This is a genomic window from Streptomyces sp. NBC_01485 (assembly GCF_036227125.1).
Lineage (GTDB): Bacteria > Actinomycetota > Actinomycetes > Streptomycetales > Streptomycetaceae > Streptomyces.
Map to the genome: position 1 here is coordinate 6276226 of NZ_CP109435.1, position 17297 is coordinate 6293522.

Sequence of the window (17297 nt, forward strand, 5' to 3'; positions counted from 1 at the left end):
ACAGGGTCGCAGGCCCGTCGCATTGTCGGTGGCGTGCGGCACTATGGGGCGGATGAGCGAGCAGAGCCTTCCGGACGACGCCCGCCCGGAGTACACGGACACCCTTCCGGAGTACGCCGAGCGGGTCCTCGAGGTCGCGGAGCGGATCCCGCCCGGGCGGGTCATGACATACGGGGACGTCGCCGAGTGGCTCGAGGAGGGCGGCCCCCGGCAGGTCGGGCGCGTGATGGCCCTCTACGGGGGAGCCGTCCCCTGGTGGCGTGTCGTGCGCGCGGACGGGGTGCTGCTCCCCGGGCACGAACTGCGGGCGCTCGACCACTACCGCGCGGAGGGCACGCCGCTGAAGCAGGCGAGCAGGGCCGCCGAGGGCCATGTGCCGCGCCTCGACATGAAGCGGGCGCGCTGGGACGGCGGCGAACGCGCGGAAGGTCACATATGACAGCTTCCGCCATGGGACGGGTCTGAGGGGAGCCTCCTCTGGCCCGTACGGGGGAAACCGGCGAAACCGGGCACGCCGGCGGCATGACGTACGTTTCGAGGGGCACGGGGCGGAGACAGCCGTCCCCGGCCGACCAGCACACCCACCAGGACCGGCGAACCACGTGAGTTCCTCTTCCTCCACCAGGCGCCTGTCGCACCCCCAGGGGCGACAGGGGAACCGTGGCGCTCACCGACTGGTGCGTACCCCGCCGGCCCGCGTGGATCCCCCTCGTCCGGACGCCGCACAGCGCTCCGTGGTTGAGCACGGAGCCGGTCCGCTGCTCGTCCTCGCAGGTCCGGGCACCGGAAAGACCACCACGCTCGTCGAGTCCGTGGCGGCCCGGGTCGCCCGGGGCGGTGACCCCGCGCGCGTCCTGGTCCTCACGTTCAGCCGCAAGGCGGCCGTCGAGCTGCGGGACCGGATGGCGCATCGCATGGGCGCCGCCCGCGCACCCCAGGCGACCACCTTCCACTCGTACTGCTACGCCCTGATCCGCGCCCACCAGGACGCGGACCTGTTCGTGGACCCCCTACGGCTGCTGTCCGGCCCCGAGCAGGACGTGGCCGTCCGTGAGCTGCTCGCCGGCCAGCTCGACCTGCAACGGCTCGGCCTCGCGCACGTGCGCTGGCCGGACGAACTGCGCGCCTGTCTCACCACCCGCGGCTTCGCCGACGAGGTCCGCGCGGTGCTCGCCCGCAGCCGTGAACTGGGCCTCGACCCCACGTCCCTGGACGCGTTCGCCCACCGCATCGGCCGCCCCGACTGGCGTGCCGCGGCAGCCTTCCTCGCCGAGTACCTCGACGTGCTCGACCTGCACGGCGTGATCGACTACGCGGAACTCGTCCACCGTGCGGTCCTGCTCGCCCACCGCCCCGAAGCCGCCGAGCGGCTCGCCGCGCAGTACGACGCCGTGTTCGTCGACGAGTACCAGGACACCGATCCGGCCCAGGTGCGCCTGCTGCACGCGCTGGCCGGCGGCGGCCGCACCCTGGTCGCCTTCGGCGACCCCGACCAGTCGATCTACACCTTCCGGGGCGCCGACGTGAACGGCATCCTGGACTTCCCGCACGCCTTCCCCCGCCCCGACGGCCGCCCGGCCCCCGTCGAGGTTCTGCGCACCGCCCGCCGCTCCGGCGCGGTCCTCCTGGCAGCCACCCGGCTGCTGACCCAGCGGATGCCCCTGACCCGCCTGCCGGCCGAGAAGGTCCGCGCCCACCGCGAACTGGCCGCCGCACGCGACGGAGGCGGCGTCGAGGTCTACACGTACCCGACGGCCGGCACCGAACTGGACAACGTCGCCGACATCCTGCGCCGCGCGCACTTGGAGGACGGCGTGCCCTGGGGCGACATGGCCGTCCTGGTACGCGCCGGCTCCCGCACGATCCCGACCGTCCGCCGTGCCCTCACCGCCGCGGGCGTCCCCCTCGACATCGACGGCGACGACCTCCCCCTGCGCCACGAACCGGCGGTGGCACCCCTGCTGACGGCTCTACGGGCGGTGGCGACGGCGGAGACGTCCATCCCCTCGGCGGAGACAGCGGCACCACGCGCGGAGGCGACCGCACCACCGGCGGGGGACGAGGCGAGCGAGGTCGAGGCCACCCAGGGCGAGGCGACCCAGAGCGCGGTCGCCTGCTGGCTCGACACCGAAACCGCACTCACCCTCCTCGCCTCGCCCCTCGCCGGCATGGACGCCGCCGATCTGCGCCGCCTCGGACGCGCCCTGCGCGAGGAGGAACGCGCCGCGGGCAACCCGCTGCCGCCGCCCTCCGACGAACTGCTCGCGCGCGCCCTGGCCGAGCCGGAGCGGCTGGTCACCCACGACCCGACGTACGCGCGTGGCGCCCAACGCCTGGGCGCGCTGCTGGCGACGGCCCGCGAGCGCCTCGCGCGCGGCGGGAGCGCCGAGGAGGCGCTGTGGGACCTCTGGGACGGCACACCCTGGCCCGCGCGCCTGGAACGGGCGGCCCGGCGCGGCGGCGCGGCCGGCCGCAACGCCGACCGGGACCTGGACGCCGTGTGCGCGCTGTTCGCCACCGCCGCGCGCGCGGAGGAGCGCACCGGCGGCCGGGGCGCCCTGAACTTCCTGGCCGAGACCGAGGCCGAGGACATCGCCGCCGACACCCTCACCCGGCGTGCCGTGCGCCCCGACGCCGTACGCCTGATGACCGCCCACCGCGCCAAGGGCCTGGAGTGGAGCCTGGTCGTCGTGGCCGGCGTCCAGGAGGGCCTGTGGCCGGACCTGCGGCGCCGGGGATCCCTCCTGGAGGCCGACCGCATCGGCCGCGACGGACTCGCCGAGCCGCTCACCCCGGGCGCACTGCTCGCCGAAGAGCGCCGCCTGTTCTACGTCGCCGCCACACGCGCGCGTGAGCGACTCGTCGTCACCGCCGTCAAGGCACCCGCCGACGACGGCGACCAGCCCTCCCGCTTCCTGACCGAACTCGGCGTCGAACCCAAGGACGTCACGGGCCGCCCCCGCCGCCCTCTTTCGGTCGCCGCGCTGGTCGCCGAACTGCGCGCCACGACGGTCGACCCGCGCGCCTCCGCCCCCCTCAGGGAGGTGGCCGCCCGCCGCCTGGCCCGGCTGGCCGCGCTCGCCGACGAGGACGGCAGGCCCCTGGTGCCGTCGGCTCACCCCTACCGCTGGTGGGGCATGTTCGAGCCGACCGAGAGCAAGGTTCCGCTACGCGACCGCGACCAGCCCGTCGTGCTCTCCGGCAGCGCACTCGACCAGCTCGCCAACACCTGCGCCCTGCAGTGGTTCCTGGGCCGCGAGGTGAAGGCCGACGCTCCCGCCACCGCCGCCCAGGGCTTCGGCAACGTGGTGCACGTCCTCGCCGACGAGGTCGCCTCCGGGCACACCCCGGCCGACCTCGACGTCCTCATGGAGCGCCTCGACTCCGTGTGGAACGCCCTCGCCTTCGACGCACCGTGGAAGTCCACACAGGAGAAGGCACACGCGCGTGCGGCGCTCGAACGCTTCCTGAAGTGGCACGTGATGGACCGCACGGGCCGCACCCCCGTCGCCAGCGAGCACGACTTCGACGTCACTCTCGAAGCGGGCGACTACGAGGTGCGCATCCGCGGCCAGATGGACCGCGTGGAGGCCGACGGCGAAGGCCGCGCCTACGTCGTCGACTTCAAGACCGGCAAGCAGACGCCGACCGCCCGCGAGGTGGAGCGCCACCCCCAGCTCGCCGTCTACCAGCTCGCCGTCCGCGAGGGCGCCCTCGACGAGGCCTTCGCCGGCGTACGGCCGGAGCCGGGCGGTGCCGAACTCGTCCAGCTCCGACAGGGGGCCGCCAAGAAGGACGGCGGAGAGGCCCTTCCCAAGGTGCAGGCACAGGAACCGCTGGAGGGGGAGTGGGTCGGCGATCTGCTCGCCACGGCGGCCGGCAAGGTCCTCGACGAGCGGTTCACCCCGACCGCCGGCCAGCAGTGCACCCACTGCGCCTTCCGCGCCTCGTGCAGCGCACGGCCCGAGGGACGGCACGTCGTCGAGTGACCTACCGCACTGACCGCGTCGGCCTGCGCCCCTTCCACTCCTGAGGGTCGGTGAGGACCGGTTGGGCACCGACTGTCAGTGCCCGCCGCTAGCCTCTCCTCATGCCCGCCCGTATCAGCGATCCCGAGCAGCTCAAGGAGCTCCTCGGGATCCCCTTCACCCCGGAGCAGACGGCCTGCATCACCGCGCCGCCCGCCCCGCAGGTGATCGTGGCCGGAGCCGGGTCGGGCAAGACGACGGTGATGGCCGCGCGCGTGGTGTGGCTGGTCGGCACCGGGCAGGTCGCCCCCGAACAGGTTCTCGGCCTGACCTTCACCAACAAGGCCGCCGGAGAACTCGCGGAGCGCGTCCGCAAGGCGCTGCTCAAGGCAGGCGTCACCGACCCCGACGTCATCGACCCCGACAACCCGCCGGGCGAGCCGGTGATCTCCACCTACCACGCCTTCGCGGGCCGCCTCCTGACCGACCACGGCCTGCGCATCGGCCTGGAGCCCACGTCCCGCCTGCTCGCCGACGCCACCCGCTACCAGCTCGCCGCGCGCGTACTGCGCGAGGCACCGGGCCCGTACCCGTCGCTCACCCGCTCCTTCGCCGACCTGATCAGCGACCTCCTCGCGCTCGACGCCGAACTCGCCGAGCACCTGGTCCGGCCCGAGGAACTGCGCGCGTGGGACGCCGGGCTGCTACGCACCCTGGAGGGCGCCAAGCTCACCAACGCCGACCTGCGCAAGGTGCCCGAGACGGCCGCCGCCCGACGCGAACTGGCCGACTTGGTGCTGCGCTACCGGACCGCCAAGCGCGAGCGCGACCTGCTCGACTTCGGCGACCAGATCGCGATGGCGGCACAGCTCGGCCAGGTCCCCGAAGTGGGCCCGATCCTGCGCGACGAGTTCCGCGTCGTCCTCCTCGACGAGTACCAGGACACCTCCGTCGCCCAGCGCATCCTCCTCGCCGGCCTGTTCGGCGGCGGCACCGGCCACCCCGTGACCGCCGTCGGCGACCCCTGCCAGGCCATCTACGGCTGGCGAGGCGCCTCCGTCGCCAACCTCGACGACTTCCCCGAGCACTTCGCGCAGGCCGACGGAGGCAGGGCACGGCGCCAGTCGCTCAGCGAGAACCGCCGCAGCGGCGGCCGCCTCCTGGACCTCGCCAACGGCATGGCCGAGCCCCTGCGCGCGATGCACGCGGGCGTGGAGGCCCTGCGCCCGGCCCCCGGCGCCGAACGCGACGGAGTGGTCCGCTGCGCCCTCCTGGCCACCCACGCCGAGGAGATGGACTGGATCGCCGACTCCGTCGCCCACCTCGTGCGCACCGGTACGGCGCCCGGTGAGATCGCCGTCCTGTGCCGCACGGCCACCGACTTCGCGCAGATCCAGGGCGCGCTGGTCGCCCGGGACATCCCCGTCGAGGTCGTGGGCCTGTCCGGGCTGCTGCACCTGCCCGAGGTCGCCGACCTCGTCGCCGTCTGCGAGGTGCTGCAGGACCCGGGCGCCAACGCCTCCCTGGTCCGGCTGCTCACCGGCCCGCGCTGGAGCATCGGCGCACGCGACCTCGCCCTCCTGGGCCGCCGGGCCCGGCTGCTCGTCAGCCACGCGCGCGGGGACGGCGACGACGACCCGGACCGCCGCCTCGCCGGGGCCGTCGAGGGGGTCGACCCGTCCGAGGTGATATCGCTCGCGGACGCCCTCGACGCGTTCCTGGAGTCGCCGCTGTACGGCGGGGCGCGGGGCGACGGCGGCGACGGACTGCCGTTCTCGCCGGACGCGCGCGTGCGGTTCGCGCGGCTCGCCACCGAACTGCGCGACCTGCGTCGCTCTCTGGCCGACCCCCTGATGGACGTCCTGCACCGCGTCCTCGCCGTCACCGGCCTCGAGGTCGAGCTGTCGGCGTCCCCGCACGCCCTGGCCGCCCGCCGCCGCGAGACCCTGTCCAACTTCCTCGACATCGCCGCGTCCTTCGCCGCGGGTGAGAGCGAGGCGAGCCTGTTGGCCTTCCTCGCCTTCCTGCGCACCGCGGCCCAGTACGAGAAGGGCCTCGACAACGCCCTCCCCGGCGGTGAGAACACCGTCAAGGTGCTCACCGCGCACAAGTCCAAGGGCCTGGAGTGGGACGTCGTCGCCGTACCCGGCCTGGTCACCGGCACCTTCCCCAGCGCACAGGGCCGCGAGAAGTGGACCGCGCAGGCCAAGGTGCTGCCGCACGAACTGCGCGGCGACACCGACACGCTCCCCGACCTCGACTCCTGGGACGCACGCGGCATGAAGGCCTTCCACGAGGCCATGAAGGACCACCAGCACACCGAGGAACTCCGCCTCGGCTACGTCACCTTCACCCGCCCCCGCTCCCTGCTGCTCGGCTCCGGCCACTGGTGGGGCCCCACCCAGAAGAAGCCACGCGGCCCCTCCGACTTTCTCCAGGCCCTCCACGACCACTGCGCGGCCGGCCACGGCGAGATCGAGGCCTGGGCGGACGCGCCGGAGGAGGACGCGGAGAGCCCCACCCTGCACCGGGCGACCGCCGATCAGGTCTGGCCGCTCCCCCTGGACGACACCGCCCTGGCCCGCCGCCGCGCCGCCGCCGAGACCGTCCTCGCCCACCTGGAGGACCTCGCCTCACCCGAGGACGGCCACCCCGGCGCCACCCACGACCCGGACACCTACGAAGACCCGGACTGGCCCCCACCACCGGACGAGGACGACCTCACCGGCGAGAACGAGCCCCCCTATGGGGAGGACCAGCCGCCCTACGGCGAGGCCGACCCGTTCGAGGAGGACCCCGGTGACTGGGACGAGTGGACCGGCGCCCGCCCCGCCGTCCCGCACCAGGCGACGGCCCCGGAGCCCCCCACCGCGCGCCCTCACCCCGGTCACCCGCGCCGGACCCCTCTCACCCCCGAGGAGACCCGCACCGTCGCCTCCTGGGACCGCGACCTCGACGCGCTCGCCGGAGAGCTCCTGCGCGCCCGCCGGAGCGTCACGGACGTCCCCCTGCCGACGACCCTGACCGCCTCGCAGGTACTGCGCCTGGCCGCCGACCCGGACGGTCTCGCACAGGAACTCGCGCGCCCCATGCCGCGCCCCCCACAACCGGCCGCGCGCCGTGGCACCCGGTTCCACGCATGGGTGGAGGCCCGCTTCGAGGAGTTGACGCTCCCTCTGCTGGAACCGGACGAGCTGCCCGGTGCCGACGCAGAGATCGCCGACGAACAGGACCTGGAGGCTCTCAAGGAGGCCTTCGAGCGCACCGAGTACGCCCACCGCACGCCCTACCGCGTCGAGACCCCCTTCCAGCTCGCCCTCGCCGGCCGCCTCGTACGGGGCCGTATCGACGCCGTCTACAAGGAGGGCGACGGAGACTCCGCGACGTACGACATCGTCGACTGGAAGACGCACCGGGCCCGCACCGCCGACCCCCTCCAGCTCGCCCTCTACCGGCTCGCCTGGGCCGAGCAGCAGGGTGTGCCCGTGGAATCCGTCACAGCGGCGTTCCTGTATGTGCGCACCGGCGACGTCGTCCGACCGGAGGGTCTGCCCGATCGTGCCGCGCTGGAGCGCCTGTTGACCGGGGAAGAGGGCGCCGACGACGACCGCGGGGGACGGGCCGGGCAGGTAGACCCCGCGCAAGGGCCCGGCGAGGATGTCGGTGCGGGCCGATAGGCTCGTGACCATGAGCCATCCCGTTGACAGTGCCGTCAGCGCCGTCCGCACGTACATCGAGCAGCACCGCGCGGCCTTCCTCGACGATCTCGCCGAGTGGCTGCGCATCCCGTCGGTGTCGGCGCAGCCCGACCACGCCCCCGACGTACGGCGCAGCGCGGACTGGCTCGCCGCCAAACTGAAGGAGACCGGCTTCCCGACCGTCGAGGTCTGGCAGACACCGGGCGCCCCGGCCGTCTACGCCGAGTGGCCCGCCGGCGATCCGCAGGCCCCCACCGTCCTGGTCTACGGCCACCACGACGTGCAGCCCGCCGCCCTCGAGGACGGCTGGGACACCGACCCCTTCGAGCCCGTCGTCCACGAGAACCGCCTCTACGCGCGCGGGGCGGCCGACGACAAGGGCCAGGTCTTCTTCCACACCCTCGGCGTCCGCGCCCACCTCGCCGCCACCGGCCGCACGGCCCCGGCCGTCAACCTCAAGCTGCTGATCGAGGGCGAGGAGGAGTCCAGCTCCCCGAACTTCCGCGCCCTGGTCGACGAGCAGGCCGGGCGGCTCGCCGCGGACGCCGTGATCGTCTCCGACACCGGCATGTGGTCCGCGGACACCCCCACGGTGTGCACCGGTATGCGCGGCCTCGCCGAGTGCGAGATCCGGCTGTCTGGCCCCGACCAGGACATCCACTCGGGCTCTTTCGGCGGTGCCGTGCCCAACCCGGCCACCGCGGCCGCACGCCTCGTCGCCGCCCTGCACGACGACCACGCGCGCGTGGCCGTCCCCGGCTTCTACGACGGCATCGTCGAGCTCACCGACCGCGAGCGCGAGCTCTTCGCCGAACTGCCCTTCGCCGAGGACGAGTGGCTGCGCACCGCCAGGTCGCACGCCACCCACGGCGAGGCCGGACACACCACCCTGGAGCGCGTCTGGGCCCGCCCCACCGCCGAGGTCAACGGCATCGGCGGCGGCTACCAGGGCCCCGGCAGCAAGACGATCATCCCGTCCTCGGCCTTCGTGAAGCTGTCGTTCCGGCTGGTCGCCGGCCAGGACCCCGAGCACATCGAGAAGGCAGTCCGCGCCTGGGCCGCCGAACAGGTGCCCGCCGGGATCGGTTATGAGATCGCGTTCAGCCCGGCCACGCGCCCGTGCCTGACCCCGCTGGACCACCCGGCCCTGCAGTCCGTGGTCCGCGCCATGGGCCGCGCCTTCGAAGGGCCCGTCCGCTTCACCCGCGAGGGCGGCTCGGGACCCGCCGCCGACCTCCAGGAGGTCCTCGGCGCGCCCGTGCTCTTCCTGGGCATCTCCGTGCCCTCGGACGGCTGGCACGCGCCGAACGAGAAGGTCGAACTGGACCTCCTCCTCAAGGGCGTCGAGACCACGGCGTACCTCTGGGGCGACCTCGCCGAGAACTGGCGCCATGCGCCCTGACGCCCCCGCTCGGTCCGGAGGCGACACGCACGCGGGGCACACGGCAGAGCCCGCCCCGCATCGCGACCCCGCACCGGAACCGGCCGTCCCCTGCCGTACGTCCCGCTGAACCGCCCGCCGAAACAACCGTTCCACCGGGGGAGTTGGAAGTACCCGTGACCACCTGGACCGACCAGAACGCCGATCGACCCATTTCGCTCACCGCGCCGAGCGGCATCGACCGAGCCGCCCACCACCGGCTCGACGAGGCCTGGCTCGCTGCGGCGTGGAGCCACCCCACGACGCGTTGCTTCGTCGTCTCCGGCGGCCAGGTCCTCATCGACGAGACGCCCGACGGCAGCACCGAACTCGTCATGACCCCGTCGTTCGAGGCGCCCCTCACCGAGGCGCACCGTTACTTCCTGGGGACCGACGAGGACGGCGTCAGCTACTTCGCCCTCCAGAAGGACGCGCTGCCCGGCCGTATCGACCAGTCCGCGCGCTCGGCCGGTCTGCGCGAGGCCGGCCTGCTGCTGTCGCCGCGAGACACGGGCCTCATGGTGCACGCGGTCGCCCTGGAGAACTGGCAGCGCCTGCACCGCTTCTGCTCCCGCTGCGGCGAGCGCACGGTGATCGCCGCGGCCGGCCACATCCGCCGCTGCCCCGCCTGCGGCGCCGAGCACTACCCGCGCACCGACCCCGCGGTGATCATGGCCGTCACGGACGAGGAGGACCGCATCCTCCTCGGCCGCCAGGTCCACTGGCCCGAGGGCCGCTTCTCGACCCTCGCCGGTTTCGTCGAGCCCGGCGAGTCCATCGAGCAGTCCGTGCGCCGCGAGGTCTTCGAGGAGGCCGGCGTCACCGTCGGCCAGGTCGACTACATCGCCAGCCAGCCCTGGCCCTTCCCGTCCAGCCTCATGCTGGGCTTCATGGCCCGCGCCACCTCCACCGAGATCAACGTCGACGGCGACGAGATCCACGAGGCCCGCTGGTTCTCCCGTGACGAACTCGGCGCCGCCTTCGATTCCGGCGAGGTGCTGCCCCCGTACGGCATCTCCATCGCGGCCCGTCTGATCGAGCTCTGGTACGGCAAGCCCCTGCCGACCCGCAACTTCATCTGACCCCACGGCTTCAGCCGACCCGCAGCCTCATCCGACCCACGGCGCGAGAAAGCGCGGCCCCCGACACCCCGGGAGCCGCGCTCACCTCTACAGTCACACGCCGATCTTCTGCTTCACCTGCGCCAGCGACGGGTTCGTCAGCGTCGAGCCGTCGGGGAACAGCACGGTAGGCACCGTCTGGTTTCCGCCATTCGCCTTCTCCACGAACTCCGCGGACTGCGGGTCATGCTCGATGTTGATCTCGGTGTACCCGATGCCCTCGCGGTCGAGCTGCTTCTTCAGCCGCTGGCAGTAGCCGCACCACGTGGTGCTGTACATCGTCACAGTGCCCAGCATGTCTCAAATGCTCCTTCGGCGGGTCGGGGGAAGTCAGGCGAACAGGTGGTCGCAGGGGGAGAACGTACGTGACAGGGCCACCATTCCCGCCCGGCGCCGTGGGGTGCGGACGGCCGAGGGTGACGCTCGCCGCATTAGTACGACTGCGGGGCCCCGCCTGTGGACAACCGGCCCGCCCGTCTCCACCGACCTGGCAGCATGGCCGTGTGACAGCAGCAACGCACTCCTCCCTCTTCCCGCAGGTACCGGACTCGGCCGACGCGGTGCTCGAAGGGCTCGACCCCGAGCAGCGCGAGGTGGCGACCGCCCTGCGCGGTCCGGTGTGCGTGCTGGCAGGAGCCGGCACGGGCAAGACGCGGGCCATCACCCACCGCATCGCCTACGGTGTGCGCGCCGGCATCCTGCACCCCTCCAGCGTGCTCGCCGTCACCTTCACCAACCGCGCCGCCGGGGAGATGCGGGGCCGGCTCCGGCAGCTCGGCGCCCAGGGCGTCCAGGCCCGCACCTTCCACTCCGCGGCCCTGCGCCAACTGCAGTACTTCTGGCCGAAAGCGATCGGTGGCGCCCTGCCCCGGCTCGTCGACCGGAAGATCCAGCTCGTCGCCGACGCGGCCGCCGCCTGCCGCATCCGTCTCGACCGCGGCGAACTGCGGGACGCCACCGCGGAGATCGAGTGGTCCAAGGTCACCCAGACCGTCCCCGCCGACTACGCCCTGGCCGCCGCCAAGGCGGGCCGCGAGATCCCCCGGGACCCCGCCGAGATCGCCCAGCTCTACGCCGCCTACGAGGACCTCAAACGCGACCGCGGAGTCATCGACTTCGAGGACGTCCTCCTGCTGACCGTCGCCGTCCTCCAGGACCGCCACGACATCGCCGAACAGGTCCGCGCCCAGTACCAGCACTTCGTGGTCGACGAGTACCAGGACGTCAGCCCCCTCCAGCAGCGCCTGCTCGAACTGTGGCTCGGCGACCGGGACGACCTGTGCGTGGTCGGCGACGCCAGCCAGACGATCTACTCCTTCACCGGAGCCACCCCCGACCACCTCCTCGACTTCCGCACCCGCCACCCCGGCGCCACGGTCGTCAAGCTGGTCCGCGACTACCGCTCCACCCCCCAGGTCGTCCATCTCGCCAACGGCCTGCTCTCCCAGGCCCGCGGCCGCGCCGCCGACCACCGTCTGGAGCTGGTCTCCCAGCGCGATCCGGGACCCGAGCCCGGCTACACCGAGTACACCGACGAGCCCGCCGAGGCCGAGGGCGCGGCCCGCCGCATCCGCGAGCTCCTCGGCGCCGGGGTCCAGGCCGCCGAGATCGCCGTCCTGTTCCGCACCAACGCACAGTCGGAGACCTACGAACAGGCCCTGGCCGACCTCGGCGTCCCGTACCAACTGCGTGGCGCCGAGCGCTTCTTCGACCGCCCCGAGGTACGCAAGGCCGGCGTCGCCCTGCGCGGCGCGGCCCGTTTCGGCGGCAACGACACCCTCCTCGAGGACGCCGTCGACCTGCCCTCCCAGGTGCGTGCCGTCCTCTCGGGCGAGGGCTGGACGCCCCAGCCGCCGGCCGGTTCCGGAGCCGTCAGAGAACGCTGGGAGTCGCTCGCCGCGCTGGTCGGCCTCGCCCAGGACTTCGTGGCCGCCCAGCCCGGCGCCACGCTCGCCGACCTGGTCGCCGAGCTCGACGAGCGGGCGGGCGCCCAGCACGCCCCGACCGTCCAGGGCGTCACCCTGGCCTCCCTGCACTCGGCCAAGGGCCTGGAGTGGGACGTCGTCTTCCTGGTCGGCGTAGCCGAGGGCATGATGCCGATCACCTACGCCAAGACCGAGGAGCAGGTCGAGGAGGAGCGCCGCCTCCTCTACGTCGGGGTCACCCGTGCCCGCGAGCGCCTCCACGTCTCGTGGGCACTGTCCCGTTCACCCGGCGGCCGCCCGAGCCGCCGCCCCAGTCGCTTCCTCGACGGCCTGCGTCCCGGTTCGGGCGCCGCCGCCGGTCGTGGCGGCGCGGTGGGCGCCGGAGGCATCGAGCGCGGCTTCACCGGCATCGCCATGGGCGCGCCCGCCGTGCCGCGCCGGACCCAGCGCACTCCCGCCCGCTGCCGGGTCTGCGGGCGCACCCTGACCGACGGCGGCGAGATGAAGCTGATGCGCTGCGAGGACTGCCCCTCCGACATGGACGAGGGGCTCTACGAGCGGCTGCGGGACTGGCGGGCGGTCCAGGCGAAGCGAGGCGGACAGCCGGCGTTCTGCGTCTTCACCGACAAGACGCTGGTGGCGATCGCCGAGACCGTCCCCGAGGAGGAGGGCGAGCTCGCGCGGATCCCGGGGGTCGGAGTGCGCAAGCTCAACCGCTACGGAGCCGACGTCCTCGCCATCTGCGCAGGCCAAGACGTCGCAGGAGACGACGAAAGTGACTGAGAAGAGACGGACGCGCGGGACGGACGTAGGACGGACGGGGACGGATGGAGGGCGGATGGACGACGGATACGGGATGAGCGGGGAACTGATCCGAACTCGTCGGAAAAATAGTTTGCGCATGCCCCGGCAATCCCCATAGGTTCTTAGACACGGGGACGGCGGCCTTCTCGAAGGCCCTGATTCCGTGCTGTACTTGCATATCCGTCGGACTGGGTTCACCCCCGGTCCCCCGAGACGCCGAGAGGAGGCGATTCCAGTGATCATCACCAACACCAGTTCCACCACCGGCAGCTTCACCGCCAAACTGAACGATCGCTCTGTCGTCTCCGCGTGCATGCTCGGCGCCTCGGTCCTGGGCACTGGTCTGTCCGGCATCCGTGCCGACCGGCCGGCGTCCTCCTCCGTTGCCCCCGCGGGTCTTCCCGTCCGCGAACGCAATGAGCGACCGACCAAGGCACTGGAAGCAGTAGGGGCACAGGCGCATGCCTATGCCTTTGCGGCAGCCGGTGCCGAATCCGGGAAGCAGACGACGCAGCACCACCTGATGTGGGCCTTCCGTGGGCCAGAACCCTGGAGTGATCCAGCCTGATCGACGATCAGGCAGGCGCCTTCAGGGCCGCGGAACCCCACCCGGGATCCGCGGCCCTTCTGTTTGTCCTCCAACGGGGACGACGGAGCGAAGGGGCCTCGGGACAAGAAAAGAACCCGGTACCCAGCCGACACCCGGTCCTACAGGACCGGACCGACAGACGAGGAAGACGAAACGTGCAACTCGAAGCGCACGCCCCGTCCGTACCGCCTTCCGAAACGATCCCCCCGCCCGGCCTCACGGAGGACTCCACCTTGACCCCGCTCACGGCGCTCACCGCGCTCGACGACGCCATCGAGAACCTCGGCGTGCCCGTCCCCTGCCGTTCCTACGACCCGGAGGTCTTCTTCGCCGAGTCGCCGGCGGACGTCGAGTACGCCAAGTCCCTCTGCCGCACCTGCCCGCTGATGGAGGCCTGCCTCGCCGGCGCCAAGGAGCGGCGCGAGCCCTGGGGCGTCTGGGGCGGCGAGCTGTTCGTCCAGGGTGTCGTCGTCGCCCGGAAGCGGCCGCGTGGTCGCCCGCGCAAGAACCCGGTCACGGCATGAACACCGCAGGAACGATCGATCGCCCCCTCACGCAAGACCCCAAGAAGCAGGCCCCGATGAAGCCGTTCACCAGCGAGCCCGCAGGCTCCGCGACCGAAGACATCACCACCACCGGCGCGTACGACTCGCGTCAGAACAGGACACGCGAGATGCAACTCATCCCAGAAGCCCTGGCTCGTGCGCATATGCACGACCGACTGCACGAGGCCGAGCGGGAACGCCGGGCCGTGCGCCTGGTGACCGCTCGCCGGATGCAGCGCAGGGCCGAGCGCGCCTCGATGCGCGCCCGCCGGGCGCTCGCCATCGCCGTGATGCAGTAATCACCCACACCTGAAGCGGTGGCCTCCCGACAGGGGAGGCGATGCTCTCCTCGCGGGGGCCGGTCCGTCCGAACGGACCGGCCCCCGCGGTGCGTTGTGCGGGCGATCCACCGCCGCGACGCCATCGTCCCGAAGGCGACGAGCCTTCTACGAAGCCGGACTGGTGGTGAGGTGTGTCACAGAAGTGCCGTCGCAGAAGCGCACCTCACGCCCCCGCAGCGCGCCTCATGCCTCCGCCACCGATCCCTCCGCGTCCAGGGCCTCCAGGGCTTCCAGGACCTCGTCGGGGAGGAATCCGGGGAGCCACTCCTCCAGTTCCTCGCGCAGCCGAACCGTCGCGCCGAGCTGGCACAGCACGCCGATCGTGCTCAGCGTCACCCGGTGGATCAGCAGATAGGCCGGGGGAAGGTTGAGCTGCTTGCCCAGTTGATGGGCGGGGGAGCGGGGGTCGGCGATCCGGGCCGCCTGGCTGCGCATCCAGCCGCGGGTGAACGTGAACTCCTCCACCGCGGCAGGCTCGATGATCGGCAGGAGGTAGTCGAGGACCGCGTCGGGATCCAGCTCTATGGAGTCCTTGACGAAGCCCTCCGTGCAGAGGAGTTCGTAGACCGACTCCGCCTCACCGTCCAGAGTCATGCGCAGGGACCGCCCGATCGGATCCGGCAGGCCGCCCGCGAGCCGGTCCACCGTGCCGAAGTCCAGGACGCCCAGGCGCCAGTCGTCCTCGCCGTCCGGACCGCCGGGCAGGAGCCGGAAGTTGCCGGGGTGCGGGTCGGCGTGGAGGAGACCGGTGCGGGCCGGACCGGAGAAGAGGAAACGGGACAGCAACTGGCCGGCCCGGTTGCGCTGTTCGGGAGTGCCGTCGGAGATCACCTCCGACATGGGCACGCCGTCCATCCACTCGGTGATCAGTACCTGGTCGCACTGGTGGACCACCGCCGGGACCACCACGTCGGGATCGTCGGCGAACTCCTCCGCGTGGGCCTGCTGGGCCTGCGCCTCCAGGCTGTAGTCGAGCTCCTCGGAGACCCGGTCCCGAAGCTCGGAGATCAGCGGCTTGATGTCCATGCCCGGGATGAGCGGGCCCAACAGGCGGGCGAAGCGGCTGAGTTGGTTCAGGTCGGACAGCAGGGCCTCACCGGCCCCGGGGTACTGGACCTTGACCGCGACCTCCCGGCCGTCATGCCACACCCCTCGGTGCACCTGGCCGATCGAGGCCGCCGCGGCCGGCTTGTCGTCGAACTCCAGGAAGAGCTCGGGCCAGTCCTCGCCGAGACGGTCCGTGAGCACGGAGTGCATCGTGCGGGTCGGCATCGGCGGCGCCGCGTCCTGGAGTTTGGTGAGGGCCGCGCGGTAGGGGCCGGCGACCTCCTCGGGGAGGGCCGACTCGAAGACGGACATGGCCTGCCCGAACTTCATCGCGCCCCCCTTCAGCTCGCCCAGCACCTTGAAGAGCTGCTCGGCGGTGCGCTGCTGCAGCTCGCGGCCGACGATCTCCGCGGACTCGCCCACGATCCGCTTGCCCAGTCCCCAGGTCGCCCGCCCGGCGAAGCCGAGCGGGAGCGCGGCGAGCTTGGCGGTTCGGGTGACCGCCTTCCGGGGAAGATCAGACATGCGCCCTCCAGGTGCCGGCCAGCCGCGCCGTGTCCGTCGTACGGCGTAACTCCGTCGAATGCGATTGCTCTGCCATTGTCGCGTGCGAAGCCTCCTCCTCGGAGGTGTGTTCCCGCTTACCTTTCTCCGCGGCCCCGCACGGGCAGGCGGAATGGGGCGGTACCGGACACGCGCGCCACTGAAGGGCCGGGACGGAGACCTCCCAGCGGGCGCCCGTGCTCGACGGGGTCCCGCCGTCGAGGAAGGCGAGCGCGTGGGCGGCCGTCAGTCCGGCGACCGTCGTGGCCAGCGTCAGATCGCAGGCGCGTACCGCGCGCTTCCTCCCGGAGTGCCACTGGGCGACCAGCCGCGGCCAGGCCGGGTCCCGGTCGGTGCGCGCCTCTTGCAGACAACCGGCGCAGCCCGTCTCCCCCGGCAGCACGAGGGGGCCGACGACGCCCGTACCCTCCACGACCCCGGTATAGAGGTGCGGTGTGCCCGAGGCGATGAGGGGCTCTGCCGCCGAGGGAGCGGGCGCGTGCACGGACACGTCGTCCCGTGGGGCGAGGATCACCAGGGAGTAGCCGGGGGTGTCCGGCTCGGCCCGTGACCTTGTGCTCCTGCGGGGTGGGCGGTCCGGGGCGGCCCGGCGCACGGCGCGGCGGGCGGCCTCGTCCCGACGCTCGCCGACCGCCTCGGCGGGCAGGCCGCCCGGTGCGACGTCCTCCGGCTCCACCAGGCCGCCGTCCCGCACGTCCACCTCGCCGATCCCCGCCCCCGCCAGCAGCGCCGCCAGCACCGCGCCGACCCGGCCCGCGCCGCGCACCTGGACCCGCAGCCGACGACGGGCGGTCAGGTGCTCGATCGCGTCGCCCGGTTCCGACGTGACGAGAGACAGTGCGGCGAGGTCGGGGCGCAGCCGGTCCAGGACCTCCTTCCTCTCCCGCAGGGCCGTGGCCTCCGGTCCGCCGCCGCGCGCGTCGTCGAGCAGCCCCGCCCGCGCCAGCCGCGCCACCAGCCGGTCGACATGGCCGTCGGGCAGGTCCATGCGGCGGCCCTCCTCGCGCAGCAGCGGCAGCCCGCGGGTGCCGTCCAGCAGGTCGAGGAAACTGCCCGTCGCCAGATCCACCGGGCCGAGCGTCAGCGCGTGCGCCGGAGTCATTCCGAACTGCACCGTGTTGAGGTCACGCCAGCCGCGCCGCAGCGCGGGCTTCATCATCGGATGCATCAAACGCCCCCGTACGCCTGGAAACTCCCCGTCACGTCGGCGGAGCGGAGGCGTGGGCCGTCCTCGCGCCACGCCCATCGCTGCGCCGACGAGTGCCAGCATGCCCG

At 72.9% G+C, this 17297-nt stretch carries 12 protein-coding genes; 9 read left to right on the forward strand and 3 right to left on the reverse strand.

Going from position 1 to position 17297, the window contains the following annotated elements; all coding sequences use genetic code 11:
- Positions 1-52 precede the first annotated feature (52 nt).
- The 5 genes from OG352_RS28510 (at position 53) to nudC (ending at position 10168) form a co-directional block, all read left to right on the forward strand.
- Complete coding sequence (locus OG352_RS28510; protein ID WP_329220832.1) at positions 53-439, forward strand: MGMT family protein; 387 nt, start codon at positions 53-55, stop codon at positions 437-439.
- A gap of 163 nt (positions 440-602) precedes the next feature.
- Entirely contained in the window at positions 603-3989 is a 3387-nt protein-coding gene (locus OG352_RS28515) for an ATP-dependent helicase (protein ID WP_329220833.1), read from the forward strand.
- Between the two features lie 101 nt (positions 3990-4090).
- Positions 4091-7645, forward strand: coding sequence for an ATP-dependent DNA helicase (locus OG352_RS28520; protein ID WP_329220835.1), 3555 nt, complete (start codon positions 4091-4093; stop codon positions 7643-7645).
- Positions 7646-7655: 10 nt separating this feature from the next.
- Complete coding sequence (locus OG352_RS28525) at positions 7656-9068, forward strand: dipeptidase (RefSeq protein ID WP_329220837.1); 1413 nt, start codon at positions 7656-7658, stop codon at positions 9066-9068.
- 155 nt (positions 9069-9223) lie between these two features.
- The gene (gene nudC, locus OG352_RS28530) at positions 9224-10168 is read left to right on the forward strand and encodes an NAD(+) diphosphatase (RefSeq protein WP_329220838.1); all 945 of its coding nucleotides are present in this window, start codon (positions 9224-9226) and stop codon (positions 10166-10168) included.
- A 93-nt stretch (positions 10169-10261) separates the two neighbouring features.
- Here the strand turns inward: nudC and OG352_RS28535 are convergent, their stop codons facing one another.
- A complete protein-coding gene (locus tag OG352_RS28535; RefSeq protein ID WP_329220840.1) occupies positions 10262-10504 on the reverse strand; it encodes a mycoredoxin in 243 nt (80 codons plus the stop codon).
- Positions 10505-10710: 206 nt separating this feature from the next.
- Here OG352_RS28535 and OG352_RS28540 point away from each other — a divergent pair, with 206 nt between their 5' ends.
- The 4 genes from OG352_RS28540 to OG352_RS28555 all read left to right on the forward strand — a co-directional run bounded on the left by OG352_RS28540 (position 10711) and on the right by OG352_RS28555 (position 14369).
- On the forward strand, positions 10711-12915 hold the full coding sequence (locus OG352_RS28540; RefSeq protein WP_329220841.1) for an ATP-dependent DNA helicase UvrD2: 2205 nt from the start codon (positions 10711-10713) through the stop codon (positions 12913-12915).
- A gap of 259 nt (positions 12916-13174) precedes the next feature.
- Positions 13175-13504 (forward strand): hypothetical protein, encoded by a 330-nt coding sequence (locus OG352_RS28545; RefSeq protein ID WP_329224001.1) that lies wholly within the window; start codon positions 13175-13177, stop codon positions 13502-13504.
- 176 nt (positions 13505-13680) lie between these two features.
- Entirely contained in the window at positions 13681-14049 is a 369-nt protein-coding gene (locus OG352_RS28550; protein ID WP_005480495.1) for a WhiB family transcriptional regulator, read from the forward strand.
- Positions 14046-14369 (forward strand): hypothetical protein, encoded by a 324-nt coding sequence (locus OG352_RS28555; protein WP_329220842.1) that lies wholly within the window; start codon positions 14046-14048, stop codon positions 14367-14369. The genes OG352_RS28550 and OG352_RS28555 overlap by 4 nt, the downstream gene beginning before the upstream one ends.
- Before the next feature lie 225 nt (positions 14370-14594).
- On the opposite strand, the gene OG352_RS28560 is transcribed toward OG352_RS28555, so the two are convergent.
- Positions 14595-15983 (reverse strand): ABC1 kinase family protein, encoded by a 1389-nt coding sequence (locus OG352_RS28560; RefSeq protein ID WP_329220843.1) that lies wholly within the window; start codon positions 15981-15983, stop codon positions 14595-14597.
- A complete protein-coding gene (locus OG352_RS28565; protein WP_329220844.1) occupies positions 15976-17190 on the reverse strand; it encodes a TOMM precursor leader peptide-binding protein in 1215 nt (404 codons plus the stop codon). The genes OG352_RS28560 and OG352_RS28565 overlap by 8 nt, the downstream gene beginning before the upstream one ends.
- Between the last annotated feature and the right edge of the window lie 107 nt (positions 17191-17297).

Coding starts and splice junctions, on each gene's coding strand:
- OG352_RS28555 (WP_329220842.1), top strand. CDS start 14,046: ATGAACACCGCAGGAACGATCGATCGCCCCCTCACGCAAGACCCCAAG.
- OG352_RS28520 (WP_329220835.1), top strand. CDS start 4,091: ATGCCCGCCCGTATCAGCGATCCCGAGCAGCTCAAGGAGCTCCTCGGG.
- OG352_RS28510 (WP_329220832.1), top strand. CDS start 53: ATGAGCGAGCAGAGCCTTCCGGACGACGCCCGCCCGGAGTACACGGAC.
- OG352_RS28565 (WP_329220844.1), bottom strand. CDS start 17,190: ATGCATCCGATGATGAAGCCCGCGCTGCGGCGCGGCTGGCGTGACCTC.
- OG352_RS28525 (WP_329220837.1), top strand. CDS start 7,656: ATGAGCCATCCCGTTGACAGTGCCGTCAGCGCCGTCCGCACGTACATC.
- OG352_RS28535 (WP_329220840.1), bottom strand. CDS start 10,504: ATGCTGGGCACTGTGACGATGTACAGCACCACGTGGTGCGGCTACTGC.
- OG352_RS28560 (WP_329220843.1), bottom strand. CDS start 15,983: ATGTCTGATCTTCCCCGGAAGGCGGTCACCCGAACCGCCAAGCTCGCC.